General features: G+C 58.4%; 31 protein-coding genes and 1 pseudogene. 24 read left to right on the forward strand and 8 right to left on the reverse strand.

Going from position 1 to position 25,446, the window contains the following annotated elements; all coding sequences use genetic code 11:
* Positions 1 to 7 precede the first annotated feature (7 nt).
* Positions 8 to 1,654, reverse strand: coding sequence for a malate dehydrogenase (quinone) (gene mqo / locus QRN10_RS22185; RefSeq protein WP_285429149.1), 1,647 nt, complete (start codon positions 1,652 to 1,654; stop codon positions 8 to 10).
* Positions 1,655 to 2,155: 501 nt separating this feature from the next.
* Here mqo and QRN10_RS22190 point away from each other — a divergent pair.
* Positions 2,156 to 3,343, forward strand: a complete 1,188-nt coding sequence (locus tag QRN10_RS22190) for an MFS transporter (protein ID WP_181078176.1) — start codon at positions 2,156 to 2,158, stop codon at positions 3,341 to 3,343.
* A gap of 173 nt (positions 3,344 to 3,516) precedes the next feature.
* On the opposite strand, the gene QRN10_RS22195 is transcribed toward QRN10_RS22190, so the two are convergent.
* The 3 genes from QRN10_RS22195 to QRN10_RS22205 all read right to left on the reverse strand — a co-directional run bounded on the left by QRN10_RS22195 (position 3,517) and on the right by QRN10_RS22205 (position 6,754).
* Positions 3,517 to 3,882 carry a DUF6124 family protein gene (locus tag QRN10_RS22195; RefSeq protein ID WP_266248513.1) on the reverse strand — a complete coding sequence of 122 codons (366 nt, stop codon included), beginning with the start codon at positions 3,880 to 3,882 and terminating at the stop codon, positions 3,517 to 3,519.
* A gap of 786 nt (positions 3,883 to 4,668) precedes the next feature.
* Positions 4,669 to 4,944: a hypothetical protein gene (locus QRN10_RS22200; RefSeq protein WP_181078173.1), complete on the reverse strand. Its 276-nt coding sequence runs from the start codon at positions 4,942 to 4,944 to the stop codon at positions 4,669 to 4,671.
* 1 nt (position 4,945) lies between these two features.
* Entirely contained in the window at positions 4,946 to 6,754 is a 1,809-nt protein-coding gene (locus tag QRN10_RS22205) for an S-type pyocin domain-containing protein (protein WP_285429150.1), read from the reverse strand.
* Between the two features lie 475 nt (positions 6,755 to 7,229).
* Between QRN10_RS22205 and QRN10_RS22210 the strand changes: the two genes are divergently transcribed.
* The 3 genes from QRN10_RS22210 to QRN10_RS22220 all read left to right on the forward strand — a co-directional run bounded on the left by QRN10_RS22210 (position 7,230) and on the right by QRN10_RS22220 (position 9,911).
* Positions 7,230 to 7,382 carry a type II toxin-antitoxin system RelE/ParE family toxin gene (locus QRN10_RS22210; RefSeq protein ID WP_285429170.1) on the forward strand — a complete coding sequence of 51 codons (153 nt, stop codon included), beginning with the start codon at positions 7,230 to 7,232 and terminating at the stop codon, positions 7,380 to 7,382.
* Positions 7,383 to 7,719: 337 nt separating this feature from the next.
* The gene (locus QRN10_RS22215) at positions 7,720 to 8,346 is read left to right on the forward strand and encodes a hypothetical protein (RefSeq protein ID WP_285429151.1); all 627 of its coding nucleotides are present in this window, start codon (positions 7,720 to 7,722) and stop codon (positions 8,344 to 8,346) included.
* Between the two features lie 839 nt (positions 8,347 to 9,185).
* Positions 9,186 to 9,911, forward strand: coding sequence for a hypothetical protein (locus QRN10_RS22220; RefSeq protein WP_285429152.1), 726 nt, complete (start codon positions 9,186 to 9,188; stop codon positions 9,909 to 9,911).
* Here QRN10_RS22220 and QRN10_RS22225 read toward each other — a convergent pair.
* Complete coding sequence (locus QRN10_RS22225) at positions 9,890 to 10,099, reverse strand: hypothetical protein (protein ID WP_181079540.1); 210 nt, start codon at positions 10,097 to 10,099, stop codon at positions 9,890 to 9,892. The two genes, QRN10_RS22220 and QRN10_RS22225, sit on opposite strands and share 22 nt — an antisense overlap.
* An 83-nt stretch (positions 10,100 to 10,182) precedes the next feature.
* On the opposite strand from QRN10_RS22225, the gene QRN10_RS22230 reads away from it, so the two are divergent.
* Positions 10,183 to 10,863 (forward strand): SOS response-associated peptidase family protein, encoded by a 681-nt coding sequence (locus QRN10_RS22230; protein ID WP_285429153.1) that lies wholly within the window; start codon positions 10,183 to 10,185, stop codon positions 10,861 to 10,863.
* Here QRN10_RS22230 and QRN10_RS22235 read toward each other — a convergent pair.
* From QRN10_RS22235 to QRN10_RS22245, 3 genes are all read right to left on the reverse strand, one after another.
* Positions 10,860 to 11,654 (reverse strand): DNA adenine methylase, encoded by a 795-nt coding sequence (locus QRN10_RS22235; RefSeq protein ID WP_285429154.1) that lies wholly within the window; start codon positions 11,652 to 11,654, stop codon positions 10,860 to 10,862. The two genes, QRN10_RS22230 and QRN10_RS22235, sit on opposite strands and share 4 nt — an antisense overlap.
* Positions 11,655 to 11,810: 156 nt before the next feature.
* Positions 11,811 to 12,863, reverse strand: coding sequence for a phage portal protein (locus QRN10_RS22240; RefSeq protein WP_198712346.1), 1,053 nt, complete (start codon positions 12,861 to 12,863; stop codon positions 11,811 to 11,813).
* Positions 12,863 to 14,620 (reverse strand): terminase ATPase subunit family protein, encoded by a 1,758-nt coding sequence (locus tag QRN10_RS22245; protein ID WP_285429155.1) that lies wholly within the window; start codon positions 14,618 to 14,620, stop codon positions 12,863 to 12,865. Before QRN10_RS22245 ends, QRN10_RS22240 begins: the two co-directional genes overlap by 1 nt.
* A 152-nt stretch (positions 14,621 to 14,772) precedes the next feature.
* Here QRN10_RS22245 and QRN10_RS22250 point away from each other — a divergent pair, with 152 nt between their 5' ends.
* The 19 genes and pseudogenes from QRN10_RS22250 to QRN10_RS22340 all read left to right on the forward strand — a co-directional run.
* Positions 14,773 to 15,651 carry a GPO family capsid scaffolding protein gene (locus QRN10_RS22250; RefSeq protein WP_040269143.1) on the forward strand — a complete coding sequence of 293 codons (879 nt, stop codon included), beginning with the start codon at positions 14,773 to 14,775 and terminating at the stop codon, positions 15,649 to 15,651.
* Positions 15,652 to 15,696: 45 nt separating this feature from the next.
* Positions 15,697 to 16,704: a phage major capsid protein, P2 family gene (locus tag QRN10_RS22255; protein ID WP_285429156.1), complete on the forward strand. Its 1,008-nt coding sequence runs from the start codon at positions 15,697 to 15,699 to the stop codon at positions 16,702 to 16,704.
* An 11-nt stretch (positions 16,705 to 16,715) separates the two neighbouring features.
* On the forward strand, positions 16,716 to 17,435 hold the full coding sequence (gene gpM / locus QRN10_RS22260) for a phage terminase small subunit (RefSeq protein ID WP_285429157.1): 720 nt from the start codon (positions 16,716 to 16,718) through the stop codon (positions 17,433 to 17,435).
* 100 nt (positions 17,436 to 17,535) lie between these two features.
* A complete protein-coding gene (locus tag QRN10_RS22265) occupies positions 17,536 to 17,997 on the forward strand; it encodes a head completion/stabilization protein (RefSeq protein ID WP_285429158.1) in 462 nt (153 codons plus the stop codon).
* A complete protein-coding gene (locus QRN10_RS22270) occupies positions 17,997 to 18,209 on the forward strand; it encodes a tail protein X (protein ID WP_040269147.1) in 213 nt (70 codons plus the stop codon). The genes QRN10_RS22265 and QRN10_RS22270 overlap by 1 nt, the downstream gene beginning before the upstream one ends.
* A 27-nt stretch (positions 18,210 to 18,236) precedes the next feature.
* A complete protein-coding gene (locus QRN10_RS22275) occupies positions 18,237 to 18,590 on the forward strand; it encodes a putative holin (RefSeq protein ID WP_019818195.1) in 354 nt (117 codons plus the stop codon).
* A gap of 1 nt (position 18,591) precedes the next feature.
* On the forward strand, positions 18,592 to 18,870 hold the full coding sequence (locus QRN10_RS22280) for a phage holin family protein (protein ID WP_198712351.1): 279 nt from the start codon (positions 18,592 to 18,594) through the stop codon (positions 18,868 to 18,870).
* The gene (locus QRN10_RS22285; RefSeq protein ID WP_285429159.1) at positions 18,867 to 19,712 is read left to right on the forward strand and encodes an N-acetylmuramidase domain-containing protein; all 846 of its coding nucleotides are present in this window, start codon (positions 18,867 to 18,869) and stop codon (positions 19,710 to 19,712) included. The genes QRN10_RS22280 and QRN10_RS22285 overlap by 4 nt, the downstream gene beginning before the upstream one ends.
* Positions 19,709 to 19,912, forward strand: coding sequence for a hypothetical protein (locus QRN10_RS22290; RefSeq protein ID WP_040269153.1), 204 nt, complete (start codon positions 19,709 to 19,711; stop codon positions 19,910 to 19,912). The genes QRN10_RS22285 and QRN10_RS22290 overlap by 4 nt, the downstream gene beginning before the upstream one ends.
* Positions 19,909 to 20,352: an Rz-like lysis system protein LysB gene (lysB, locus tag QRN10_RS22295; RefSeq protein WP_285429160.1), complete on the forward strand. Its 444-nt coding sequence runs from the start codon at positions 19,909 to 19,911 to the stop codon at positions 20,350 to 20,352. The genes QRN10_RS22290 and lysB overlap by 4 nt, the downstream gene beginning before the upstream one ends.
* Positions 20,267 to 20,452, forward strand: a pseudogene (lysC, locus tag QRN10_RS22300) (Rz1-like lysis system protein LysC); the annotation flags it as partial. The gene lysB and the pseudogene lysC, both read left to right, overlap by 86 nt.
* Positions 20,449 to 20,931: a phage tail protein gene (locus tag QRN10_RS22305; protein WP_285429161.1), complete on the forward strand. Its 483-nt coding sequence runs from the start codon at positions 20,449 to 20,451 to the stop codon at positions 20,929 to 20,931. The pseudogene lysC and the gene QRN10_RS22305, both read left to right, overlap by 4 nt.
* Entirely contained in the window at positions 20,921 to 21,385 is a 465-nt protein-coding gene (locus QRN10_RS22310) for a phage virion morphogenesis protein (protein ID WP_285429162.1), read from the forward strand. Before QRN10_RS22305 ends, QRN10_RS22310 begins: the two co-directional genes overlap by 11 nt.
* Positions 21,386 to 21,490: 105 nt before the next feature.
* Positions 21,491 to 22,216, forward strand: coding sequence for a DUF4145 domain-containing protein (locus QRN10_RS22315; protein WP_285429163.1), 726 nt, complete (start codon positions 21,491 to 21,493; stop codon positions 22,214 to 22,216).
* A gap of 74 nt (positions 22,217 to 22,290) precedes the next feature.
* Entirely contained in the window at positions 22,291 to 22,869 is a 579-nt protein-coding gene (locus QRN10_RS22320) for a phage baseplate assembly protein V (RefSeq protein ID WP_285429164.1), read from the forward strand.
* The gene (locus QRN10_RS22325) at positions 22,866 to 23,210 is read left to right on the forward strand and encodes a GPW/gp25 family protein (protein WP_040269160.1); all 345 of its coding nucleotides are present in this window, start codon (positions 22,866 to 22,868) and stop codon (positions 23,208 to 23,210) included. Before QRN10_RS22320 ends, QRN10_RS22325 begins: the two co-directional genes overlap by 4 nt.
* Positions 23,207 to 24,118 (forward strand): baseplate assembly protein, encoded by a 912-nt coding sequence (locus QRN10_RS22330; RefSeq protein ID WP_285429165.1) that lies wholly within the window; start codon positions 23,207 to 23,209, stop codon positions 24,116 to 24,118. The genes QRN10_RS22325 and QRN10_RS22330 overlap by 4 nt, the downstream gene beginning before the upstream one ends.
* Positions 24,118 to 24,819, forward strand: coding sequence for a phage tail protein I (locus QRN10_RS22335; RefSeq protein WP_285429166.1), 702 nt, complete (start codon positions 24,118 to 24,120; stop codon positions 24,817 to 24,819). Before QRN10_RS22330 ends, QRN10_RS22335 begins: the two co-directional genes overlap by 1 nt.
* Positions 24,816 to 25,446 (forward strand): phage tail protein (locus tag QRN10_RS22340; protein ID WP_285429167.1); only part of this gene is annotated, 631 nt, incomplete at its 3' end. The genes QRN10_RS22335 and QRN10_RS22340, both read left to right, overlap by 4 nt.

A 25,446-nucleotide genomic window follows, 5' to 3' on the forward strand; every position in this document is an offset into this window, starting at 1 on the left:
GCATTTTTTACAGCGCCAGGTCAGACGCCGGCTTGCCTGGCTGGGCCGCAGGCTTGGCAGCCTCGGTAGCCGTTGGTGCCGTCCGCTGTGGGATTGCAGGCGGTGGAGTCAGTTGCAGGATACCGGCGGTGTAGGCCCATTCCTTGGCAACCGCTTCCGGGCTGTCATTCAGCTTAGTGCCGTAGCTCGGCACGATCTGGTGCAGTTTTTCCTGCCAGGCCGGGGTGGCGACCTTGTCCTTGAAGACTTTCTGCAGCACGGTCAGCATGATCGGAGCCGCGGTGGACGCGCCCGGCGATGCACCCAACAGGCCGGCGATGGTGTTGTCGGCGGAGCTGACCACTTCAGTGCCGAGTTTGAGGACGCCGCCCTGCTCTTCATCACGCTTGATGATCTGCACGCGCTGACCGGCCTGCCACAGGCGCCAATCTTCTTTCTTGGCGTTCGGGAAATACTCTTTCAGGGCGTTGTAACGGTCGTCATCCGACAGCATCAGTTGGCCAGCAAGGTACTCGACCAGCGGGTATTCACGAATACCGACTTTGGTCATGGGCCAGATGTTGTGGGTGGTGGTGCTGGTCAGCAGGTCCAGGTACGAGCCTTCCTTGAGGAACTTGGTGGAGAAGGTCGCGAATGGGCCAAACAGGATCACGCGCTTGCCATCGAGCACGCGGGTGTCCAGGTGCGGCACCGACATCGGCGGCGCGCCGACCGAAGCCTTACCGTAGGCCTTGGCCAGGTGCTGCTCGGCGATGGTCGGGTTATCCGTCACCAGGAACGAGCCGCCCACCGGGAAGCCTGCGTATTCCTTGGCTTCAGGAATGCCCGACTTTTGCAGCAGGTGCAGTGCACCGCCACCGGCGCCGATGAACACGAACTTGGCGTCGGTTTCAGTCTGGGTGCCGTCCTTCAGGTTTTTGTAGCTGACGCGCCACGAACCGTCGTCGTTTTTGGTGATGTCCTGCACTTCGCTCGACAGTTTCAGGTCGAACTTCGGTGTGGTTTGCAGGTGCGCGACGAACTGGCGCGTGATCTCGCCGAAGTTCACGTCGGTGCCGATCGGGCTCCAGGTGGCCGCGATTTTCTGGTTGGGGTCACGCCCTTCCATCATCAGCGGCACCCACTTGGCGATCTGCGCCGGGTCTTCGGAGTACTGCATGCCGGCGAACAGCGGGCTCGCCTGCAGGGCTTCGTAGCGCTTTTTCAGGAACTTGATGTTGTCATCGCCCCACACGAAGCTCATGTGCGGTGTGGAGTTGATGAACGAACGCGGGTTCTTCAGCACGCCCTGCTGGACCTGCCAGGACCAGAACTGACGGGAGATCTGGAACGCTTCGTTGATCTCGACCGCTTTGGGGATTTCAACGTTACCGTTCTTGTCTTCCGGGGTGTAGTTCAGCTCAGCCAGGGCCGAGTGACCGGTACCGGCGTTGTTCCAGCCGTTGGAGCTTTCTTCGGCGACGCCGTCGAGACGCTCGACCATTTCCATCGACCAATCCGGTTCCAGCTCGTTGAGCCATACGCCGAGGGTAGCACTCATGATGCCGCCGCCGATCAGCAGCACATCGACTTTCTTTGCCTCTTGCGCTTGCGCGGTCGTGATCCCCATCGACAACGCCAGCCCCAGCAGGGCAGTGTTTACTTTCTTAAACATCCGTAGCACCTATGATAAAACGCCATCCGCCCCACTGCTCCCAAGCCTGGGCACCCCTCCATCACGCTGCGCCAGGCAACGCACCGCGGGGTGTGCACAGTCACTTCAGGGCCGCAGGGTGGGCACACAAGGCCGATGGATCGACCTCACTGTTATGTCCCTTCTGCGCTGACTTCTTATCATTATTGGCTTCAGCTGCCTGGCGACAGCCGCCCACCGCAACGTATACAGGTGTACGTTTGGGGAGCAGGCCAGACCAGGACGGCGCGCAGAATATCACGGCAAAAGGCCTTTATGCGCTGTTTGGCCAATTGACAGCTCCAAAACGAGGGTTTTCACGCGCCTGATCGGCCTCAGTGTCAAGCCTGGCGGGCGCGACGTGGGGTCACAGGCTGGCCACTGTGATGGAACTCTGACCAAAACGACTGTTCTAGACACCTTCGCCGTTGCTTGCGTAGCATCGGCGGCGCCTCCACGTACCCCCTTTACTAAGAGCGATCCATGTCAATCCACCCAACACCCGGGCACGTACTGCCCGCGCGCAGCGCCGCCAAAATGGAAGCGGCCATGGCCGTGGGCGCCTTCGCGATCGGCACCGGCGAATTCGCCATCATGGGCCTGATGCCGGACATCGCCCAGAACCTGGGCCTGAGCGAACCCCAGGTCGGCCACGCCATCAGCGCCTACGCGTTGGGCGTGATGGTCGGCGCGCCGCTGCTGGCCATCCTTGGCGCCAAGCTGCTGCGCAAACACATGTTGCTGCTGCTGATGGGCCTGTACGCCCTGGGCAACCTGGCCACCGCCTTTACCCCGACCTTCGGCTCGCTGGTGGCCTTTCGCTTTATCAGCGGCCTGCCCCACGGCGCCTACTTCGGCATCGCCGCCGTGGTGGCCTCCAGCATGGTGCCCAGCGACAAACGCGCCGGCGCCGTGGCGCGGGTGATGCTGGGCCTTACGCTGGCCATGCTGCTGGGCAACCCCATCGCCACCTTCCTCGGCCAACACCTGGGCTGGCGCTCGGCGTTCGTACTGGTCAGCGCCATCGCCCTGTGCACCATTGCCCTGGTCTGGCAATTCGTGCCCCATCGCCACGACGAACAACGCAGCGACCCGCGCAAGGAACTGCGCGCCTTCACTAAACCCCAGGTTTGGATGGCTCTGGCTATCGGCGCGATCGGGTTTGCCGGGATGTTCTGCGTGTTCAGCTACCTGGCGCCGACCATGCTGGAAGTGACCAAAGTGTCGCCACAGTGGATCCCCTTCGGCCTGGCCGCATTCGGCGTGGGCGGGATCATCGGGAATATTGCCGGCGGCAAGCTGTTTGACCGCCTGCAGTTTCGCGCGGTGGGCTGGATCATGGTGTGGTCGATGGCCGTACTGATTTTCTTCACCTTCGCCGCCAGCTCGCTGTGGAGCGTACTGCTGGGCATCGGCCTGGTCGGCACCATGATCGCCATGGCCGCGCCGCTGCAGATCCGCCTGATGGACATCGCCCACGAAGCCCCAAGCCTCGCGGCGGCATCCAACCACGCCGCGTTCAACCTGGCGAACGCGCTGGGGCCGTGGTTCGGCGGCATGGCAATTAGCGCCGGGTACGGCTGGACCAGCACCGGCTACATCGGCGCCGCTACCGCACTGGTCGGCCTGGGCATCTACCTGATCGCCCGGCGCATGCCAGGCGGCCACTGACGCCACCCGCTCCACTGGAGATCAAACTGATTTCGGTTCCCGGTGGGTTGGAGGCACGGCGGTCCTCGCTTAAGCGGATCGTAGACCCCGCGGGCAAAGGTGATGATGAAACTTTGGCGAGTGACAGGATGGGTTCAGGTTGCCGCCTTGGGGTAAGGCGGCGGACGGGACGGTCAGGCGGTTGGCTTACCGCTGGCAGGTGCGACCTGGTCCTGGGCGCGGTCGACTAAAAGCTCGCTTAGCTCGATCAGTTGCTGGATGCCCAACACGATGGCGCGGTGGGGTTCTTCGACGTCGAAGGCCAGGGTTGCGGCCATTTGGCTGGCGGACGCCAGATTTTCGGCGGCGTTGGCCAGGAGGGTTTCGGTGTCGATGTTGGGGGTAACGGTGAAGAGGTTGGTGGTGGGTTGGTGGAGGGGCGAGGCGTCTTCATCTGGCGGCAGGTAGTGATGAATGGCCCGCTGGGCCGCTGCTTGAAGCTTGGCGTTTTGGGATGAAGCGCTTGATGCATGAGGCGGGTTAGGTGTGACTTTGTACATGGCGAAGCTCCTTAACTATTCAGGAACTACCAGTCTCACTTCCACATGAGAGGTGGCAGCTGTACGCAGGTGTGGAAGACCAGGGCTAAGGACCCGGTGCACCGAAGTGCCCCGCGCACAGCCGCCGAAACACATGATACAGGCGTAAAAAAACGCCGGTAGGTGTTTGTGACGATTGCGTCTTAGCTTGGTACGGACTTCCACATCCGACCGCTGGATTGGCAGCGGCTGGGGGAGGTTAGCTAGGGAGGGTCTGAGGGGCAAGCCGAGAAAAGCGTGGGATATTTCTTAAAAGGCCTGTCCCCGTACACGCTCTTTGATGTCGCTCCAATTCCAACACCCCCTGCAAACGTCAATATCTGACGCTATGTGGATGAGAGTGCGCACGCGTGAACCTAAATGTAGCGGCTCACGTTTGAAAACACGCGGGCTAGCGTTCAGCAGAATTTCTGGCTCATATTAGCTGCACCAGTCAAATGTCCCGGCTCAGATTAAAGGCAAGCAGACTTGCATTCGATGGAGCTGGCTTGCATTCCATTGAGGCGGGCTCACGCTGTTTGCATCACTCCGACAGTCCTGTTTTGTCTCATTAGGTTCTAGACGTTCGTCGTGACGCATCTCGAAAGGGCATTCAGATCCTTGTAATACGAAAATAACGTCTAATGCCCATGGCCCATTTGGGTATACCAAACAGCACAAACATCAATAGCATCCAGAATACGGAGAGGGATAACCTTTTAAAGTACAAGTATAAAAAACCCAGCTTGAGCCGGGTTTTTTGCAAACCTAAATATCACTCAACGTATACTTATTTTCAACCATGAAGGCCGGCGCATTCCAGTTTGGACCTTTCCTTATTCCTCCATCAACATGTTCAACCACCCCTTCGAGCTCCATATTTTCAATAAGCTTCAAAAGCTCTAGGTTATTTGAAATATTCGCCCACCCATTCCTGCTGTAGAGTCGGTCTAGCATTGGATACGAAATTGGTTTGTTTCTTACAATAAAAAGAACTACATCCCTCGGCTCTTCAGCGACTACCACATCATTAATGTTACTCATTTTACTCTCCATATACTTGTTTAATTTCTGCAGCGATGGCTTCCGGCGTATAGAACAAATCGTCAGCATCTCTCAGTTTATAGTCTTCCAAGGTTGCAGTATGGGCATTATTCCAAACATTTCCTTCTACTCCATCAGCGACCCCGATCGCCCTGTAACGTTCCAACTCTCGCATTTCATGGGTGTAAAATCGTTTATCAACATCCGTAATAGATATGTGACCACTTAGGATCTTTTCTAGCCGATCAATCATGATCTTATTAGCATCAGAAGGTACGAATCGTGACGTATGCAGTTTAACCAGATCAATACCTTCCTGAGTCACCGTTGCCGTTGCCCAATCAAGATCTTGTGTTGGACCTCCGGCTTTATCAGGATTGTACACCCGCCCGCTGTGTATACCTTTAGTAGTGGCGCCTTCGTACGGACTACTAAATACCGCGTAAATCGGCGGCAACCCCGAATCTGCGGGGTAAACATAAATAGCGTCTCGGATGCCCAATTGGCTGGCGATCGGAAACGGCACGGCTTTGACCTCAATTGGAGTCAGAGTGATGCCGGTGTATACCGGAGTTTCCACCGGCTGTGCCGGAGTTGCCGTTGAGCTATTTCCTGGTAATGCAATCGGGAATGCCAGAGTGATCGGCGGTGTATCGGTTGTAGTAAACGTATAGGCGTTGGCCACAGGATCAAGCACCAATGCCCTTACCGAAATAGTGGGGGCTAGTCCCCCAGTAACCTGTGTGGCGACTACGGAATACTTCGATTGATCACCATAAAGCCGATATGGCACATCAACCGTCCCAGCAGCCGCCGCTACCTCGAGAAGATTATCAGGCAGGCTAGGCGCCAGTTCCTTAGCGGGCAGGTCCAGCATTGTCGCGGGCAGCTCCCCGTTGCCAAGGGACTCTGAATACGTCAAAGCTCCAATACCGACCGCCGTTGCCGCACTCACAACTGTACCCAGCGCTACCTTAGCCGCTTTAATCGCCGCCTCCAACGTAACGCCTGAACCTGCCGTGACGGCAATAGAGCCTGCTGCCGCAGTCAGTTGCGTAGCGCCAGCTCCGGGCAGCCTGAACGTGTGAGCAGCTTTAAGTGCTGCGGCTTCAGCGGCTACCCTAGCAGCCTCTGCTGCGGCCGCTTCAGCTGCTACCCTTGCAGCCTCTGCTGCAGCCGCCTCATCGGCAATACGTTTTGCCTCGGCGTCTGCGCGTGCTTGATTAGCCTGCGCTTGAAGGTTCTGCTTCAAGGCATTCAAATAATCGATCTCGCGGTTGCTGTATTTCGCAGCATACGCAGCCTCAAGTGAGGCGTACCATTCTTTATAGTTCTTATCCGGAGGGTAATTTGTCTTGCTCCCGCTGATTGCATCTTTAATAAATTGCATAGTCGGGAAACGAAAGAAGTCTCCGTAGTAGTACTTATCAGCAATCACTTTTTGAGCAGCGGAAACCTGTGCTTTTTGAGCGATCAGCGTATCTACCGAACGAATATGCTGTTCGATTTTATCGACTTCGCTCGCCGGGCCACCTTCATTTTGTTCTATTGCAGCAATACTTTTTGAAATAGTTTCTGGCATAGATTGTAGATTCGTCGCAAAGCTCGCCTCCTGATCATTAACATTCTTGGAAATCATAGGGGGATATGTGTTAAGTACATAAGTACGCGTTGCAGCGTTAATGAGCTGTCCGGTGTGACTATGTGAGAAATCACTGTCACCACCACCTCCTCCGAATGTCTGAGGTTCATATTTATTAATATCGTTGATTACAATTGGTGGTAAATAAATCGTATCGTCATTAGCCATAGTGAATTTCCTTTTCGCTATTCAGTTCAAAAGTCTCATATCTCAGTAAAATGAACGGCGAGTTATCCCATCACCTTACTACGATCTGACGAACGGCTTCGGCTCTCAAATTTTCTGTTTTTGAGAACTCAAAGAACAAAAATCCCCGTCTTGTGCACTCTTCATCATGTCGCACACACACTGTATGTACATACAGGTCGAAAGGCAACAAAAAATGCATTTGTGCATAATTTCAGATGCGAGCCGCCGCGATTAACCCCGCTGAGGCCCAATTCTGTAGTGGATGTCTGTCGCTCCGATCCTGCGGCGTCATCCACTTGTAAGCATCTGAGGCTGTGTGAGTGAAATGTGAGCGTAAAGGTTGTGAGGACTGCGTACTGCATCACGCAGTTCCGAAAGCGCTAGGCGTTGGAGCCAGAACACAGGTTGAATGGCTTGAAAGGCACTCAAGAACCTTGAAGACGAAGCTAGCGATATTGCCCTCGAAAATCCCACGGCGGCCGGCGACGTCTCCGATTCTGTTTTCAAAAGCATCGACAAACTCGCCCAGTTTCCTTCTATGGGCCGCAAAGGACAGGTTAAACGGACTCGGGAGTGGGCAGTGCCAATGGGGGTATCGATTCCATAAGTGTTGAACAGCACGGAACACCCTCTCCGACACCCACCATCCATCCCTGATAAACTGCGCCCCATTCGCCACGTTGACTCAGACCCCCAATGCCCCTACAAGCCGCCCCCCTCTCCCGCCGCTTCTCCGTCGCACCCATGATGGATTGGAGCGACTGATTCCACGGGCCTTGTAATACGTGCCTTGTAGCGCACCGCAGAAAACCCCGTACCACTTTTTTACCACTCACCTCCTGAAAGATTACTGCCGGTTTGTAGGTCGAGGCCACTTCGTTTGCAGGCCGTGAGACCTAAGCTGGTACGATGGTGGCATGGAAGCCACTCACGCTAGGATGCCCATGAAGCCCCTCATTCTCTTCATCTCAGCGCTTTCCTCAACTGCAGCTGCTGCGACGCTCGAAGACCAGGTCAAGGCCCACAAAACGGTCGAACAGCTATACCGAGAAGCCGTCCAGGACATCACTGACAACGTGCTGGTGAAGTACCGCGATAGCCTTCAGATCGATGATCCAGTGCTCGAAATCCTGTCGAGCACATCAAAGACTGTCGATATCAAGGTCACCTACACATGGCATGTCCCAGAGTCCGTGCTCGAAGAGATGCGTGACACGCTGGGCAAGTACTTTCTTACGACGCTGTACGAGTCCAAGATCACCGTGGGCACCCACAACTGCAATGGGCATATGGGCAGCAACTACTGCAACATCAGAGACAAGCTTGGTCAGTTTTTGGGGTCAAAGTCGGTAGGCACGGAAGTAAGCCTGCTGGGCGTCAAGGACATCTTCTCGTACAACAGTCGCGGCATTGAATATCCGCAGTCCAGGCGCTATAGCAGCGTATTCACAGTGGACAAGGCAAGGGTCAAAGGCGATCCCAAGCCGTCATTTGCAAGCCATGTCTACAACATCAGCGGCTGCACTCCGTTCGTCCCCGAGTGCAACATCAAAGGCATCTATCGCAAGTAAAAGCTCGGTAGAAGCCCAGAGCCGCAGTCCCTACCGTCGGCATTGCTTTCCGTACGACAATTCCGAATTCTGCCGGCTCCCCTGTGTGGGTGAGAGAGCGGGCGCGTGAACGTAAAGGTCTTGAGTACTGCGCATTGCAGCATGCAGCTTCAAAAGTGCCCCGCCCTAGGCACATCTTGCGTTTTCATGTTGACCCACGGGAAATAGGTTAGGAGGGTTAGTTTTTTGCTGGGTGCCCTGAAAGCCTTGTCTGCTATGGCTTTTCGAAGGATTGGCAAGGTTAGCTTTTGGGTTATGTCTGGTTATTTCCTAACCTTTATTAGTGTTAAATATTCAATATATTAATTCCTTTAAAAACAGGCAGTTAGGAATTACTAACCTTTAACCTAACCCAACCTAACCCATCAAAGTTAGGTCTCAAGCCCAACAAACACGGGCCTTCCAAGCCCAACGCCCCCCTTCAAAAAAAAACTAACCTTTTTCCCGAGGCACCTACTGATTTCAGCCGCTCGTGCGTGCTTATAAGCGTTGCGTAAAATATCCACCCTCGCAGGGTTCCGCAGGTTTCTGCCCCCTCCAAAACACCAAGCAGGCGCCCAGCCTGAGCCGCCGAGAGTGGTCCGCAGGCGTGCAGAAAAAACGACCCATTTAGCCCGCAGGCGAGGTGGGGGGACGACGGCGCGCGCCAGGTGCAGCCCCTGCTACCCACGGCGTGTAGCACGTCGCTGCCCCGGTGTTCCGTCAGCGCCGTCTCTCCCTACAGCTCGTCGCCTCAAATCGCATCAATGACAGACCTCGTTTACTGTATGTGCATACAGTAAAAATAAGCAGTCACTCTCATGTCCCCTACAGAACTCAAAAAGGAATGGCTCGCCAAATGGCGAAGAATCCTCGACGACAACGCGTCCCGGATGGATAACCCCGAGGCTTATCGAATGATGTGCCGGTGGGAGACTCGTGACATGTTGGAGGCAGGGGTCATTGATGAGATGGAGCAATTTGAGATGGATGAGCTGGCCGACGCGGCTTACTGGCATGCGGTTGAAGAGCTGGTCACCACACCTGCGGGGTACACGTATGGCGGCTACTATGACGTCATTCGACAAGCGACATCGGAGTGCGTCGGGTACATCCGAAGCAACACCTATTACTCATCCATCGGTCCAGGTGCTGATGGGTTTGATGGAAAGGTATTTCGCGATAAGACTGACTTGCGTTTGGTGTTTCGGAGCGACAACCAGGCTTGGGCGATAAATGGGCTGGTGCTTACCGCGCCATCTGGTGAGCTGTACGATTTGGTACAGACCGCGCAGTTTATCTATGGGAAGGTCTACCCAATCATCTGCGATGCCGATACCTATCGTGCACTGGTAGATTGCGCACAGGTCGCCTTGGAAAGCCGCGATTTTGAGAGCTATCGAAAGGCCCGCCCCCTACTCCTCTCTGCCCAGTTCACCAAGTGCGGTGCCTGCCTGGACCGATTCGGACAGCGCGAAGATTGCAGCAACTGCGCTGGTAACGGCTTTGTCAGTACAGCTGGCACTCAGCCGACGTCGCCCGCATAACCAGCAACGGCCTCCTCGACCAGCTCTCGCCATTCACCGCAATCAATCACCTTGCGCTCAAGCATATTGTCAGCAAGGGCCAGGCGCGTTTCATAACGATATTCTGGTGAGCCGGCTTCAAATTCCGAATCGTTCAGCAGTGCATGCCACGCTTCCATCTCGTTGACCTGCTGTATATCGGTTGTCATGACGAATCTCCGGTACCGGTGTCTACAGTGTAGAGATCGGCCCGCGCGCGGCTGTTCATCAGGCCCGACGAGCGGAGACAGTCATGTGCGGACGCCTTTCACAGTACAGCGGCATTCATGACTTCGTCGCGGCCCTCAGCATGCCGAACGCCATGGTCAACTCGGTCGGCGAACTGCCCCTGGAGCGATACAACGTCGCCCCCACCACACAGGTCGCCCTGCTCCATGTACAAGGCGAATTGCTGCTGGCTGATCCGGTGCGCTGGGGATGGCGACCGCACTGGGCCAAGGACCGCGCCGCACCTATCAACGCCCGTGTCGAGAAGGTGGCCCACGGCCCTTTCTTCCGGGCGATTTGGCCGCATAGGGCAATCACACCGATCAATAACTGGTTTGAATGGGTCGATGAAGGCGGGCCGAAGAAGCAGCCTTACCTGATCCGCCGTCGCGACGGGGCGCCGATCTACTGCGCGGCTATCGGCCAGCTACCCAACGCTGACGAAGGCCCAGGTGAGCATGATGGCTTTGTGATCATCACCGCCGACAGTGCCGGCGGCATGGTGGACATCCATGACCGGCGGCCCGTGGTGTTGACCCCGGACCTGGCCCGTGAATGGCTGGACCCGGCAACGCCCAAAGAGCGTGCCGAGCAGATGGTGCTGCATCAAGGCGAGCCGGCCGAGGCGTTTGAATGGTTCAAGGTCGACGTCGCTGTGGGCAACGTTAAGAACAAAGGCGCGGGCTTGATTCAGCCGGTGGGCTAAAACAGCCCACCGAAGGCGTTTGGCTCCCAGTTCATGATCACCAGCTCCCCGCTCACCTCGGCCTTGCCTTGCCGTTGATTCGCCGTGCTATAGCGGATATCCACCGTTTCGAAGTGAAACCCCTCAAACACCCGCCGGATATCGGGATGGTCGTTGATGCTGACCATCACTTTGCCTTTGCAGCGCCGCATGAACTCAGCCATGCGCTCGTAGTTTTCGAAAGGGAAATCGACACCATAGCCAGCGGTCTGCCAGTAAGGCGGGTCCATGTAATGGAAGGTATGCGGCCGGTCGTAACGTTCGGCACATTCCAGCCACCCCAGGTTTTCGACGTACGTGCCGGACAAACGCTGCCAGGCTGCGGACAGGTTCTCCTCGATCCGCAGCAGGTTGACGGCAGGCCCTGTGGTGGCGGTGCCGAATGTCTGCCCGCTGACCTTCCCCGCAAAAGCATGGTGCTGCAGATAGAAAAAACGCGCTGCCCTCTGGATGTCAGTGAGCGTCTCGGGCCTGGTCATCTTTTGCCATTCGAACACCTGGCGTGAGCTGAGCGCCCATTTGAATTGGCGCACGAACTCTTCCAGGTGGTTCTGCACAACGCGGTAAAGCGTCACCAGGTCTCCATTGATGTCGTTCAGGACTTCAACCGGTGCGGCCTGGGGACGCATGAAGTACAGCGCGGCGCCGCCAGCGAAGACTTCGACGTAGCATTCATGCGGCGGAAACAATGGAATTAGGCGATCTGCCAGGCGGCGCTTGCCGCCCATCCACGGGATAATCGGTGTGCTCATAAGTGATCCTTGTTTTGACAATTGGATTCGCTTAGGCTTCGCACCCCCTGCGCAGTGGGGCGAGGCCTTGGTTGGAGCACTCGGCGTGTTCGAGTGATTCAGCGTCGAGCGGGTGTTAGCGCACCAGCTCGTCGCCTCGTTTACTGCGCGGGGGTACTACTTTCCCCCCGTTGGAAGCTCAAATTCTTTGAAGCTGACAACCTCTTCACCCAGCCACTCGTTTACCTGGGCCAGCCTGGCCTGCAACGGTTCCAGCTCGTTGACCGCCCAAACTTCAGCAGCCTCCCGCAACGACCCGAAGCCGCCCGCGTTCTGCGGCACGATGCCCATCAGTTGGGGTGGAATGCGCAACGCCGCGAGCAGATCGTCGCGGCTGATGTTCTTGATTGAGCTGAATTCATCCTTCGCGGCCACTTCGCTCACCGGGATGAGCTGAATGCCATCCTTCTTGCCGGCAGGCGCGTACACGAACAGGTTGCGAAAGTTACCTGGCCCTTTCGAGTTCTTCAGCGCGGTGCGCAGTGAGTCGATGTCCTCTTCCTTCTGCGCCGCGTCGGTCATATACAGGATGAACCCGGCGTGACTGCCGTTGTTGTAGTACTTGCGGCGGAACAGCGTGGCGCTCTCGTTGAGCAACGCGCTCTGCAGAGCTGCCAGCCACTCGGGCAAACCGTAAATTTCCTGATTGATGTCAGCCTCACGCAGATGGCAGATCGAACCCGGTACGAACTCGTGTTCGTCTTTCCAACCGCGCACTTGGTAATAGGTCTCCATGTCCACGCCACGGCGCATGTACTTCGCCAGCGGCGGCAACAGGCCCATGGCGTTGCGGAGCATGTTGTTGCGCTTTTCCAGATAACAGTTGCCGCACCAGAGCCAGTCCAGGGCGAACTGCTCAAACGCCTGACGGGACAGCAGCCGGTGAGGCACGAATGTCCGGGCAAGCATGTTGCGCTTGAAGTTGAGACCGGACTGTAGGTACACGCTGGCGCGCGTCGTTTTGGCCAGGCCGTCCATCGACATAGGTGTCTCGAACCAACGACCATTGGCCCAGCACTCCAGATAGTCGAGGATCTCCCTGCTATCGAGCACAGGCGCCGGATCACCGAAGGTGAACGCCTCAACCGGACCGGATTCGGGCGGGAGCACGTCCCCTGCAATGGTTGGCAGAACGGTGGTCAGTTGGGTTTCGCGCTTACGTCTGCTCATCAGTAGGACTCCATAAATCCGGTATTGGCCGTGGTCTGCCCTTCAAGAGGCTCGTTATGCAGGGCGTGGAAGGTCGCCCACGCCAAGTCGGCATGACCTGTCTCGTCGGTACGACCGGCCGTGTAAGTGAACTGGCGCCCGGAGGCGGTGACTGTTTTACGGATAGCCATCAACGACTGCGCCATGTCCGTCCAACCAGCATCGAACTCCAGACGGCCGTTCTTGATGACGTCGTAAGCCTTCAACACCAGGCGCGTTTTGACCTCGGGCGAGTAGCTGAACGTCGTAATGTTCGGGAAGAACTGTTTCACCAGCTGCGCCACGCCGGACCCCATGCCCGTGATGTCGATACCGATGTAGGTCACCCAGTAACGCCTGGTCACCTGGCGGATCGATTCCGCCTGCGCAGCGAAGTCCATTCCCCGGAATTGGTGTCTCTCCAGCACGCGGAACTTGCCACCGGGAACTGTGGGTGGAGCAATTACCACCAGCGCAGCGCTGTCGCCGCTCTCGGCAGGGTCATAGCCAACCCAGACCTGACGGTCCCCAAACGGGCGCGCGGCAAACGGTTTGTAGTCCTCGGCCCACAGATCCCAGCTGTCGACCATGCAAGGCTGCAGCATCGCAAGCGGAAAAATGCTGGCCCCGTCGTCGATGAACTGGCACATCAGCAGGTTCTGGAAAGCCTCGGCGTCGTACTCCTGGCGCAGCTCGTCGAGGTCGAACAGATCGCAGCCACGGTCCTCCGCGTCGAGGATGGTGACGATCTGCCGCCATACCCGGTCCTCACACAGCCGCCCCTGCTGCAGGGCGTCATGGGAGACGTCGATTTTTACCCGTTGCGCCGCCGGTTTGCCCTTGTTGAACCGCTCGCCCGTCCAGAACGTATAGGCCTCGTGCGCCATGCTGGAAGGCGTCGAAAAGTAGGTCCGGCGGTACTGCTTCTGCATCGCCATGCCGCTGGCGACTTTATTGAGTTCCTTGAACTTGAACGTCCAGAAGAATTCGTCGAAGTAGAAGTTGCCGTGGTAACCCTGCGCGGTCCGAGCGTTGGTACCCAGGAAGTGCAGCTCCGCACCATTCCCCAGAATGATCGGGTCGCCCGTCAGCTCGACACCCACCACCTCGCGGGCAAAGGCTTGGATGTAGGCCTTGAAGATATGCGCCTGGTTTTTCGAGGCCGACAGGAATATCTGGTTGCGACCAGTCGTCAGCGCATCGATCAGCGCTTCACGAGCGAAGTAGTAAGTCGCGCCGATCTGCCGTGACTTGAGGATCGCCCGTGTTCGCTGGCTACCCGCTTTGTACCAATCCAGCTGATAACCGAAACAGCCGTCAATGAACGCCTCAGTCAGCTTTTCGATGTGTTCTTCGTCGAACTCGTTGCGCTTCGGCGCTTTCTTCGGCCCGTCGTTGCGCCTGGCCAGGTTCGGATTCAGCTCGGTTTCGGTACCGCCGTCGTTGAAGCGCTGAATGCGGGCTTGCCGCTCCAGTTGACGGTGCAACAGGTCAATTTCCTTGTAGTCGGACCCTGATTTGGGGTCTTTCAGAATCAGCTGTACCAGGCGCGCTTCGGTCGCGGCCTGGATACGCTCCAGCGGTGTCGCGCGGTCCCATTCGTCCCGGGCCTTCCAGCTGTGCAGCGTTTTTTCCTTCTCCCCGATCAACTCAGCGATCTCGCACACGCGGTAGCCCTGCCAATACAGGTGCTTGGCGTGGCGGCGGTGATCGGTAGGTAGTTCGACGATGGCATTCATGGCGCAGATGCTGCCGCCCGCGCGCGAACAGTTCCCGCTCCGCCCCTTGTAGATCAACGATCTACAACAGCGCCTCGTTGCCCGTCGCGCCCGCGCTCAACAACATGCCCTCATCGCCAAGGCAGACTGCCACCGCACTGAGGGATTCACGCATGGCCGGCAAAACCGACAACCCAGCCAAGAAACAACGCTCCAAGTTCTTCCGCGTCGCCGTTGAAGGCGCCACTACCGATGGTCGCCAGATCGAACGCCAATGGCTGGTCGACGCAGCCGAAACCTACAGCCAGAACACCTATGGTGCGCGAGTTTGGATCGAGCACATGCGCAGCATGCTGCCCGACAGCCCTTTTCGGGCTTACGGCGACGTGGTCGCGCTGAAGACTGAAGAAGTCGAAATCGCCGGTGCCAAGAAACTGGCCTTGTTCGCCCAAATCGAGCCAACCGCCGACCTGGTCGCCATGAACAAGGCGCGGCAGAAGTTGTACACCAGCATCGAGATTCGGCCGAAGTTCGCAGACACCGGGCGCGCCTATCTGGACGGCATCGCGGTCACCGACACCCCTGCCAGCCTGGGGACCGAGATGCTGACCTTCAGCGCTCAGCACCCCGACATGAATCCGCTGACCAGTCGCAAACGCGATCCCGGCAACCTCTTCTCTGAAGTCGTCGAGATTGAACTTGAATTCGAAGAAGTTGAGGACGAAAGCGGCAAAGTCGCAGGCTTGTTCAGCCGCGTTCTCGATCTTCTCGGCAAGAGCAAGGACAAGGAAGGCAAGGACGCCGCTCTATTCACTGAACTCGGCGAGGCCGTTGAAGCCATGGCCGAGCATGTCGCCGGTCAGGGTGAAGCCTTTACCGCCGAAAAAACCGCCCGCGAAAAGCTGCAGACCGCTCACGAAAAGCTGTCTGCCGACTTCACGGCGTTGGTTCAACAGCTCGAAAAAACCCCGGACACCACCGGCCAGAAACCGCAGTACTCCGTTCGCCCGCCGGCTACGGGCGGTGACGGCGCACTCGTCACCGACTGCTGATCCATCTCACGGACAACACCCAGCCAAGGAACATCGGAGAACACCATGCGTAACGATACCCGCGTCCTTTTCAACGCCTACTTGCAACAGCTTGCCCAACTGCACGGCGTGAGCGACGTCACCACCAAATTTACAGCCGCTCCATCAGTCGCCCAGACGTTGGAAACCCGTATGCAGGAGTCGAGCGCGTTTCTCAGCTCGATCAACGTGTATGGCGTGTCCGAACAATCGGGTGAAAAAATCGGCATTGGCATCGACGGCACAATCGCCGGCACCACCGATACCACTCAGCAAGACCGCGAGCCGCGTGACCCTACCGGCCTGGACAACCGTGGGTACACCTGCACCCAAACCAACTTTGATACCGGCCTGCGTTACCAGAAGCTGGACCAATGGGCCAAGTTCAAAGACTTCCAAGCCCGTATCCGCGACGCCATCATCAGGGCTCAAGCGCTCAACCGGATCATGATCGGTTGGAACGGCACCAGCCGTGCCGCGACGTCCAAACCGGACATCAACAAGCTGCTGCAGGATGTGAACGTCGGCTGGCTGCAGAAAATGCGCGTAGAAAACTCCGCTCGCGTTTTGAACGAAGTGGTCGACGGCAGCGGCAAGATCCAGATCGGTGCGGGCAAGGACTTCGAGAACATCGACGCCCTGGTCATCAGCATGGTCAACGAGTTCATTGAGCCTTGGTACCAGGAAGACACTGACCTGGTGGTGATCTGCGGACGCCAGCTGCTGGCCGACAAGTACTTCCCGATCATCAACAAGACCCAGGCACCAACTGAGATGCTCGCGGCCGATATCGTCACCAGCCAGAAGCGCATCGGTAACTTGCCAGCCGTGCGAGTGCCTCACTTCCCGGCCAACGGGCTGCTGGTGACGCGCCTGGACAACCTGTCGATCTACTGGCAGGAAGGCACCCGCCGCCGCACCGTGGTGGATAACGCCAAGCGCGACCGTATCGAGAACTACGAGTCGGTCAACGAAGCCTACGTGATTGAAGACCTTGGCTGCGCAGCCATGGCCGAAAACATCACCCTGAGCTGAGGCGCGCAACCATGACCAATCCTTGCCGCCGTCACTTCCAGCGCGTCACAGCAGCCGTTGCAGCGGCTGCCGTGGCCGGCCCAGCTATGACCATGGAAGGTTCCACCGTTTACGAACTGCACTTGGCGAAGCTTCAACAGGACTACTTGCGCCTGAAACAGGTGCAGTCCACCGAGGGCAAAGCAGAGCTGAAAAAACAACTGCTGCCCGAATACATCCCATACGTCGAAGGCGTTCTGGCAGGCGGCAAAGGCGCGCAGGACCAGGTTCTGACCACTTTGATGGTTTGGCGAATGGATGCCGGCGACTTTGCCGGCGCCCTGGACATTGCCGAGTACGTCATCCAGCACGCCTTGCTGATGCCTGACCGCTTCGAACGCACTACCGGCACCATCATTGCCGAAGAAATTGCCGAAGTTGCCCTGAAGGCGCAGAAGGCCGGTGGCACGTTCGACGTGGATCTGCTGCTGCGCACCGAGCAAATTGCGGGTGAAGAAGACATGCCCGACCAAGCCAAAGCCAAGCTGCATCTGGCCCTGGGCAAGGCTTTCGCGGAGATGGTTTCCGACGACGACACGTCGGAAAGCAAGGTGGCCGCCCTGTCTCACCTGGAGTCCTCGAAAAAATATCTGTCCCGTGCCATCGAGCTGAACACCAACTGCGGCGGCAAGAAGGATTTGGAGCGCGTCGAGCGTCTCCTCAAAAAATACGCTGCTCCTGCAGCTAACTGAGCGTCCCCACGCACCCCGCCGGCTCGGGGCGGATCGGCCAGGCCGCTCCTCCTGAACGTGAAGCCCCGACCACCGGCGTCCTATTTTTGAGTGCAGTCTCATGAGCGCATTTGTAGCGAGCGGCACCGTCGCCAGCGGCCACATCAACACCGACCCGTTCTGGCCGTCGATTGACCTGGACAACCTGCGCGCCACCCTGCGCATCGACGCCAGTGTTACCCCGGCTCGCCTGGAAACCGCCGTGATCGCTGCCGCCATTAACCTCAATCGCGAGTTAAGCGACTGGCGAGCCACTCAACAGTCCGCCGGCTACGCCACGCTGGCCGACGTCCCCGGTGACCGCATCAAAGACATATCGGTAAAGGCCCACCTCTACCGTCGCGCCATCGAAGCCGGCACCGGTGCGGAAGTGTGCGAGCGATACCGCGACTACAGCGCCACCAACGCCGGCAACACCAAGGCCGAAGAGGTTGCCCCCACCATCGACGACTACCGGCGCGACCTGCGCTGGGCAATTCGTGATTTTCTCGGGAAAAACCGTACCACCGTGGAGCTGATCTGATGCCCGTCGCCCTTCGCGCCAACCAAAACGAAACCGTCGACGCGCTGTGTTGGCGGTACTACGGCCGAACCGCTGGGGTTACCGAAGCGGTGCTGCAGGCGAACCCCGGCCTGGCCGACCACGGCCCGGTGCTGCCGCAAGGCCTCCTAATCAACATGCCAGAAGCCCAAACCAACGCGCCCCAACGGCAGATGGTGAACCTATGGGACTGACCCACCGCAACCAAGGAACCCCACACCATGGCTGATCCAACTTCCAGCGTTGTGTCCGGCCTGCTGATCGGCCTGGGCCTGGCGAGCGTCACGCCGGTCATCGACGACGGGGCGCTATTCGGCGCCATTCTCGGCGCCTGGCTGGTCACCAGCACCAAGCGCGATCTCAAGGTCTGGCAGCGCCTGGGCTCCCTGTTCCTGTCAGCAGGGGTGGGCTATCTGTTCGCCCCCATGGCCTTGCAAGCAATCCCGTTCATCACCAGCGGCGGTAGCGCTTTCCTCTGTGCCCTGGTGGTCATCCCGATCAGCATCAAGCTGATGGTGTGGGTGGAAAAGGCGGATATCTGGGACATCTGGCGTCGCATCCGAGGGGGCACCTGACATGCCGAACATCGAACTGGCCGTGCAGTTGATCACGGCAATCGCCTACCTGCTGAGCGCACTGCGCCTGGCCTGCTACACGCGAGGCGATGCGCGGTACCGGCGCAGCATTTCGCTGTTGGCAAGCCTGTTCGGCGCCGTGTTGTGCATCTGCGGTCTGGAAATCCTGCTGGACCGCCAGCCCACAAGCCTCGGCCAGGCCGCGTCCATCGTGCTGCTCTGCATCCTGATTTTCCGTTCACGCGGCAACGTCGCCGCCCTGTTGAGGCCCAGCGCATGACCACCACCCTTCGCCACGGCGACCGCTCGCAAGCGGTACTTATCCTGCAAAAAAATCTCAACAGGAACGGCGCCAAACTGGCACCAGACGGCCACTACGGTGACACCACCGAGGCGGCAGTCCGCGCCTACCAAACGAAAGTGGGCCTGGTGGCCGACGGCGTTGCGGGAGACAAAACCCAAGCCAGCCTGGCCGGTGGCGACTGTGCCCAGCTGTTGCGCAATAACGACCTGGTAGCCGCTGCCCAGCGCCTGGATGTGCCACTGGCGAGCATTTACGCGGTCAACGAAGTGGAATCGAAAGGCAAGGGCTTCCTCGAAAACGGCAAGCCGGTGATCCTGTTCGAACGGCACGTCATGTACCGACAACTCGCGAAGGTGCGACGCGCGGGCGACGATCCGGCGGAGATCAAGCGCCATGCCGATGAGCTGGCCGCGACCAATCCCGCCCTGGTGAACCCTAAGGCCGGTGGCTACATCGGCGGTACCGCCGAACACCAGCGCCTGGCCATGGCCCGGCTGATCGACGACACGGCCGCACTTGAGTCGGCATCCTGGGGCGCCTTCCAGATCATGGGCTATCACTGGGAGCGCCTTGGCTACGGCAGCGTGCAGGACTTCGTGGCGGCGATGAGTGCCGGCGAATCGCAGCAGTTCGACGCGTTCACCCGCTTCATCGAAACCGACCCCGTTCTGCACAAGGCGCTGAAAGCCCGCAAATGGGCCGAGTTTGCCCGGCTCTACAACGGCCCGGACTACTTACGCAATCTCTACGACACCAAGCTCCAGCGCGCCTATGAACGACACGCCAGCTGCGAGTGCGGGCAAGGGGTGGCGGCATGATCGACTTCGAAGCGGTGCAGAAATTACGGGTACAGGACGGCGATCTGCTGGTGGTGCCGGAATCGACCGAACAGGAAGACATGGTAAGGCTGGCCGAGTGCATCCAGTTGATGAACAACGCGAGGGCGGTAATCGTGCGCGGCCCGATCAAGCAGCTCAACACCGCAGCCATGAACAAACTCGGCTGGTACCGCGCGTGAGCACGTTGCGCCAGGCTCTGTATGGCATAGCCCTGCTCGGCGCCCTGGCGCTGTTCATATGGGTCCAGCAACAGCGCATTGATGTCGCTGAAGGCCAAGTCGCGCGAGCGTATGACGCCGCGAAAACAGCCCGCGAAGATGCAAACCGCAATCTCCGGACCGCAAACACCCTCGCCGATACCCTGCAGCAGGAACGCGAAAGCCAATCCGCTTTGCGCGCCCAGCAAGACCAACTGCGCCAGGCCTTGGCAAAGCGCGCGCAAACCATAGAGGCACTGAAACGTGAAAATGACGAACTACGCGACTGGGCTGCTCAGCCTCTGCCTGACGCTGCTCGCCGGCTGCGCGAGCGCCCCGTCCTCACCGGCGCCGCAGCTTACCGTGACTGGATGTCCGGCCGTGGTGCCCTGCCAACTGCCGGCGACCAGCCCGCTCGTTAACGGTGATCAACTGACCGACCAGGACCGCGTCGAAGCTGCCTGGGCCGAGTGCGCCGCCCAGGTCGACATGATCTATCAACATCAGCAGGCAGCTAAATGAACAAGCCTGAGAGCCTGCGTGCCCACCTGCTGGCCACCGTTGCCGAGTTCCAGCACAACCCGGACCTACTGCTGATCTTCATCGACAACGGCAAGGTCCGCTGCACTGCCGCTGCAAGCCTTTCTTTTGAATACAGCTACGACCTGCAAATCATTATGACGGGCTTCGCGGGGCACCCCGACAGCGTGATGCTGCCGGTGCTGGGGTGGATCAGCATCAACCAACCAGAGCTGCTGGAAAACTATGAAAGGTCGCAGAACGGCATTCAGTTCGAGGCGGATATTCTCGACAAGGACAAGGTAGACCTCAGCCTGACGCTGCATCTGACCGAGCGAGTGGTGGTGGGCAAGGACGCTCAAGGCAATACCACCGTGAAGCATGCCGGCGAGCCGCAACGTGTAGCGGGTTACCTTGATCCGAATTGGGTGCCGGGCTCCCAGGGCAATGCCGGCGAATGGGTAGTAACTGATGGACAGTAAGCTGCAGGCTCTGGAGAGCTGGGCGGCCGGTTTGCTGGAGCAACTGCAGCCAGCAGCCCGTAACCAGCTCGCTCGGTCCATAGGTCAGGAACTGCGGCGCAGCCAACAAAAACGCGTGCTGCTGCAGGAAAACCCGGACGGCAGCAAGTTCGCGCCACGGAAGAAGCGCGACTTGCGTGGCAAGCAAGGCCGCGTCCGGCGAAAAGTTGAGATGTTCAGAAAACTGCGTACCGCAACCTACATGAAAGCAAGAGGCGACAGCAATGCCGTGACCGTGGGTTTCACCGGACGGATCTCGCGCATCGCCAGGGTTCATCAATTCGGATTAAAGGACCGTGCGGAGCGTGATGCGCCCGAAGTGCGCTACGAACAGCGTGAGGTATTAGGTTTTACCGCCAGAGACTTGGATCAAATTCGAGACTCTGTGCTTGAGCACTTCATCTATTCAACGTAGCTGACATAGCTCGATACCATTTACTTTGATGTCGAGGAGCGAGTAAAAGGATATGCAAAATATTGCTGATTAAGAGCCAGCCTTCTACAAGGAGAAATAACGGACATGGATCAAACGTTCAAAGCTCACTGCCCGCGGTGCAATGGCGTTAGAGTCTGTTTCGTTCACGGCCAACTGGATCGACCTTGGGACTGGTCAGACGGAATGCATGAGCAATGGGGACATACTGTTTACCGGTTGGCTGAGTGCTGCGGTTGCGAAGAGGTCTTCTTCCACCAGTCGAGCTGGCACTCGGAGGATTACGACTATGTCTATGACAAAGAATCAAAGCAAGACGTTATGTGTCACCCGACTACAAACATAACCTTCCCTGCGCCAGAAAAGGAAACTGAGAAGCCCGACTGGGTTTGGGACATCGCGACAATCGACCCTCAGCTATTTTCCATTCTTAATGAAATGTATCAGGCGTATGAAAACTCTTCATTTATTCTCGCTTCAGTTGGTCTAAGAACAGCATTTGATCGCAGTACAGAAATTCTAAAAATTGACCCCTCACTTTCCTTGGAAGCAAAGGTAAAACATCTTTTTAATGAAGGGTTTATCGGTGAAACAGAGTCGAAGAATTTGGAGGTGGTTACCGATGCGGGAAGTGCAGCAGCGCATCGCGCTTGGTCTCCAAACCGTGATGAATTCAAGACGCTACTGACAACTCTGGAACAGTTCATTCACCGAACAGTGATTAGTGGTAAAGCTGCCCAATCCATAGCGGACAGAATCCCTCCTCGGCCGGTTCGACCTCCAAAAACAAAACCACCGATTAATAACACCTAATTTCAGTTTGTAACTCCCCCCGATACAACTCTTCAGAGCTGCAGTCGTGCTCGCGTGGCGCCAACATCGGCGCCATGAACGACTTAGCCTCCCTCTCCCGCCTGCTCGAAAACCTCATCCGCTTCGGCGTCATCTCCGCCGTGCAGATGGAGCCCCCGCGCGTGCAGGTCACCACCGGAACACTGACCACAGCCTGGCTACCCTGGCTGGCGTTGCGCGCCGGGACTGACCGCGAGTGGGACCCGCCCACCCTCGGCGAACAGGTGATGCTGTTCAGTCCGTCAGGCCAGCTCGCCAACGGCATCGTCGTAACAGGCGTGTTCAGCGACCACATCCCGGCCAATGGCAATCGCCCCGGCCTGCACCGCCGTACCTACGCGGACGGCACGGTGATTGAGTACGACAGCGTGGCTCACCACTTGAATGCCACGCTGGTCGATGGCGGCTCCACCAATCTGATCAGCAAAGGCGGCATCAACCTGGTGGGCGACATCACGCACCAGGGCGACTACATCCAAACTGGGAATCAGACCATCACCGGTCGCGTTGACGTGTCGATTGACGTGATCGCGGCCGGGGTCAGCTTGGTCAAACATCTGCACACCGGCGTCAAACAAGGCGGTGACCAGTCCGGGGCGCCGATCCCATCATGAACAGACAAACCGGCGGCGCCATCGGCGAGCGCGAGCACATCAGTCAGTCGGTCACCGACATTCTCAGTACCCGTATTGGCACCCGCGTTATGCGCCGCGAATACGGCAGCCTGTTGCCAGAGCTGGTGGACCACCCTTTCAACGACGTCACGCGCCTGCGCGTCTACGCCGCCGCTGTCATGGCGTTGATGCGTTGGGAAACCCGCATCAGCCTGAGCCGCGTGCAGTTCGTAGGAGCCAACATGCAGGGGCAGGCTTCGATCGATCTGGAAGGCTCGGTGGTGGACACCAATGAACCGCTGAGCCTCAGCGTGCCGCTGCAGCTGGGAGGCAGTGTATGAATAGCTTTGCCGCCATCGACCTCAGCCAACTGCCCGCGCCGCAGATCGTCGAGCAGGTCGACTTCGAAAAGATCCTGGCCGAGCGCAAAGCGTACATGATCAGCCTCTGGCCCCCTGAGGAGCAGACCCAAATCGCGACACGCCTGGAGATTGAATCGGAGCCGTTGACCAAGTTGCTGCAGGAAAACGCTTACCGCGAAACGGTCTGGCGCCAGAGGGTCAACGAAGCCTCACTCGCTAACCTGCTCGCGACCGCGCGTGGCACTGATCTGGAACAGCTGGCCGCCAACTTCAACGTCAAACGCTTGGTCATTCAAGAAGGCAAAGCCAACGCTGTACCGCCCATCCCTAAGTTGATGGAAGGCGACGACAGCTTGCGCGAGCGCGCGCAGATGGCTTGGGAGGGGCTCAGCACCGCCGGTCCGCGCAACAGCTACATCTTTCATGCTCGTGCGGCTGATGGGCGCGTAGCCGACGCCACAGCCGAAAGCCCCTCACCCGCCGTCGCCGTGGTCACGGTGCAATCGTTCTTGGGGGACGGCACGGCGCCGCCCGAGCTACTTGCCATCGTCAGCAGGTACCTAAGCGACGACGACCGCCGGCCAGTGGCCGACCGTCTGACCGTCCAGGGTGCGCAGATCATCAATTACCAGGTCAAGGCCAAGCTTTACCTGCTGTCGAGCGGACCGGAGTCGGAACCAATTTTGGCTGCAGCAGAGCAGCGGCTGTTGGCGTACGTTCATCAACGGCGTCGCCTGGGCATGGAAGTTTCCGAATCAGCCCTACACGCCGCGCTGCATGTCGAAGGTGTGCGCAAGGTCGAGCTGGAAGGCTGGGTAGATATCGTCGCAACGAAGGCCCAAGCCCCGTTCTGCACTGACATCAAATTGACTCGAGGCGCGGAGTGATGGCTGAGCAGCACTTGCTACCGGTCAATGCCACGCCGCTGGAGCGCCAAGCCGCTCAGGCACTCGCGCAGATTCAGCGCGTGCCTATCCCACTGCGACAACTGTGTAACCCGGATACCTGCCCAGTGGAGCTGCTGCCTTACCTGGCCTGGGCCTTCTCGGTCGACCGCTGGGATGGCAAGTGGACCGAAACTGCAAAGCGCGCCGCGATTCGCTCGTCCCACTACATCCACTCTCGCAAAGGCACCATCGGCGCGTTGCGTCGCATTGTGGAGCCGCTCGGCTACCTGATCGAAGTGCTGGAGTGGTGGCAAACCACGCCGAACGGCGTGCCGGGCACGTTTGCCATCAAGGTCGGCGTTCTGGAAACCGGCATTACGGAGGAGATGTATCAGGAGCTGACCTGGCTCATCGACGACGCCAGGCCCGTGACACGCCATCTGACCGGCCTGGCCATCAGCCTCGAAACCACCGGCGCCATCAACCTTTTCGCCAGCACTTACGACGGCGATGAAATCGACATCTATCCGCCAGTCCTCCGCGACATCGCTACTACGGGCGTTATCGGTGCCCCTGGTCGCGAACACACCATCGACACGCTCGACATCTATCCGCCAGTGCCTGGGGTCATCAACCTCACGTGCTACATCGGCGCCGCTGGCCGGGAACACTCCATTGACACACTGGACATCTACCCATGATCGATCCCAACTCTCAGTTCTTTGCGATCCTCACCGCTGTCGGTGAAGCCAAACAGGCCAATGCGGACGCGCTGGGCATCCCCTGGAAACTCACCGAGATGGGCGTGGGTGATGCAAACGGCACCGACCCAATCCCCGACCGGAACCAGAAGAAGCTGATCAACGAACGCCGCCGCCGGCCATTGAACAAGCTGTCGATAGACACGGCCAACGCCAACATCCTCATTGCCGAGCAGATCATCCCGGCTGACGAGGGCGGGTGGTGGATTCGGGAGATTGGACTGTACGACGGTGACGGCGACCTGGTCGCCGTGGCGAACTGCGCGCCCAGCTACAAGCCGCTGATGTCCCAGGGCTCCGGCCGGACGCAAGTGGTGCGTATGAACTTCATCGTTTCCAGCGCGGCCAACGTGGTGCTGATGATCGATCCGGCGGTGGTGCTCGCCACGCGCAAGTTCGTCACGGACTCGATCACTGATGCGATCAATCAGCAGGACGTGAAACAGTCCGTGCTGGTGGCCACCACCGCTCCTATCGTTCTGGCGGGAGCGCAGACCATCGACGGCGTCGCTGTGCCGGTGGGCTCGCGGGTGTTGGTGAAAGATCAGGCCCAGGGTAAAGACAACG

The sequence above is a fragment of the Pseudomonas sp. lyk4-R2A-8 genome (assembly GCF_030209095.1).
In the GTDB taxonomy this organism is placed as follows: Bacteria; Pseudomonadota; Gammaproteobacteria; order Pseudomonadales; family Pseudomonadaceae; genus Aquipseudomonas; species Aquipseudomonas quebecensis.

Excerpts from the sequence above, each read along its gene's own strand:
- mqo (WP_285429149.1), bottom strand. The coding sequence starts at position 1,654 with ATGTTTAAGAAAGTAAACACTGCCCTGCTGGGGCTGGCGTTGTCGATG.
- QRN10_RS22190 (WP_181078176.1), top strand. The coding sequence starts at position 2,156 with ATGTCAATCCACCCAACACCCGGGCACGTACTGCCCGCGCGCAGCGCC.
- QRN10_RS22195 (WP_266248513.1), bottom strand. The coding sequence starts at position 3,882 with ATGTACAAAGTCACACCTAACCCGCCTCATGCATCAAGCGCTTCATCC.
- QRN10_RS22200 (WP_181078173.1), bottom strand. The coding sequence starts at position 4,944 with ATGAGTAACATTAATGATGTGGTAGTCGCTGAAGAGCCGAGGGATGTA.
- QRN10_RS22205 (WP_285429150.1), bottom strand. The coding sequence starts at position 6,754 with ATGGCTAATGACGATACGATTTATTTACCACCAATTGTAATCAACGAT.
- QRN10_RS22215 (WP_285429151.1), top strand. The coding sequence starts at position 7,720 with ATGAAGCCCCTCATTCTCTTCATCTCAGCGCTTTCCTCAACTGCAGCT.
- QRN10_RS22220 (WP_285429152.1), top strand. The coding sequence starts at position 9,186 with ATGTCCCCTACAGAACTCAAAAAGGAATGGCTCGCCAAATGGCGAAGA.
- QRN10_RS22225 (WP_181079540.1), bottom strand. The coding sequence starts at position 10,099 with ATGACAACCGATATACAGCAGGTCAACGAGATGGAAGCGTGGCATGCA.
- QRN10_RS22230 (WP_285429153.1), top strand. The coding sequence starts at position 10,183 with ATGTGCGGACGCCTTTCACAGTACAGCGGCATTCATGACTTCGTCGCG.
- QRN10_RS22235 (WP_285429154.1), bottom strand. The coding sequence starts at position 11,654 with ATGAGCACACCGATTATCCCGTGGATGGGCGGCAAGCGCCGCCTGGCA.
- QRN10_RS22240 (WP_198712346.1), bottom strand. The coding sequence starts at position 12,863 with ATGAGCAGACGTAAGCGCGAAACCCAACTGACCACCGTTCTGCCAACC.
- QRN10_RS22245 (WP_285429155.1), bottom strand. The coding sequence starts at position 14,620 with ATGAATGCCATCGTCGAACTACCTACCGATCACCGCCGCCACGCCAAG.
- QRN10_RS22250 (WP_040269143.1), top strand. The coding sequence starts at position 14,773 with ATGGCCGGCAAAACCGACAACCCAGCCAAGAAACAACGCTCCAAGTTC.
- QRN10_RS22255 (WP_285429156.1), top strand. The coding sequence starts at position 15,697 with ATGCGTAACGATACCCGCGTCCTTTTCAACGCCTACTTGCAACAGCTT.
- gpM (WP_285429157.1), top strand. The coding sequence starts at position 16,716 with ATGACCAATCCTTGCCGCCGTCACTTCCAGCGCGTCACAGCAGCCGTT.
- QRN10_RS22265 (WP_285429158.1), top strand. The coding sequence starts at position 17,536 with ATGAGCGCATTTGTAGCGAGCGGCACCGTCGCCAGCGGCCACATCAAC.
- QRN10_RS22270 (WP_040269147.1), top strand. The coding sequence starts at position 17,997 with ATGCCCGTCGCCCTTCGCGCCAACCAAAACGAAACCGTCGACGCGCTG.
- QRN10_RS22275 (WP_019818195.1), top strand. The coding sequence starts at position 18,237 with ATGGCTGATCCAACTTCCAGCGTTGTGTCCGGCCTGCTGATCGGCCTG.
- QRN10_RS22280 (WP_198712351.1), top strand. The coding sequence starts at position 18,592 with ATGCCGAACATCGAACTGGCCGTGCAGTTGATCACGGCAATCGCCTAC.
- QRN10_RS22285 (WP_285429159.1), top strand. The coding sequence starts at position 18,867 with ATGACCACCACCCTTCGCCACGGCGACCGCTCGCAAGCGGTACTTATC.
- QRN10_RS22290 (WP_040269153.1), top strand. The coding sequence starts at position 19,709 with ATGATCGACTTCGAAGCGGTGCAGAAATTACGGGTACAGGACGGCGAT.
- QRN10_RS22305 (WP_285429161.1), top strand. The coding sequence starts at position 20,449 with ATGAACAAGCCTGAGAGCCTGCGTGCCCACCTGCTGGCCACCGTTGCC.
- QRN10_RS22310 (WP_285429162.1), top strand. The coding sequence starts at position 20,921 with ATGGACAGTAAGCTGCAGGCTCTGGAGAGCTGGGCGGCCGGTTTGCTG.
- QRN10_RS22315 (WP_285429163.1), top strand. The coding sequence starts at position 21,491 with ATGGATCAAACGTTCAAAGCTCACTGCCCGCGGTGCAATGGCGTTAGA.
- QRN10_RS22320 (WP_285429164.1), top strand. The coding sequence starts at position 22,291 with ATGAACGACTTAGCCTCCCTCTCCCGCCTGCTCGAAAACCTCATCCGC.
- QRN10_RS22325 (WP_040269160.1), top strand. The coding sequence starts at position 22,866 with ATGAACAGACAAACCGGCGGCGCCATCGGCGAGCGCGAGCACATCAGT.
- QRN10_RS22330 (WP_285429165.1), top strand. The coding sequence starts at position 23,207 with ATGAATAGCTTTGCCGCCATCGACCTCAGCCAACTGCCCGCGCCGCAG.
- QRN10_RS22335 (WP_285429166.1), top strand. The coding sequence starts at position 24,118 with ATGGCTGAGCAGCACTTGCTACCGGTCAATGCCACGCCGCTGGAGCGC.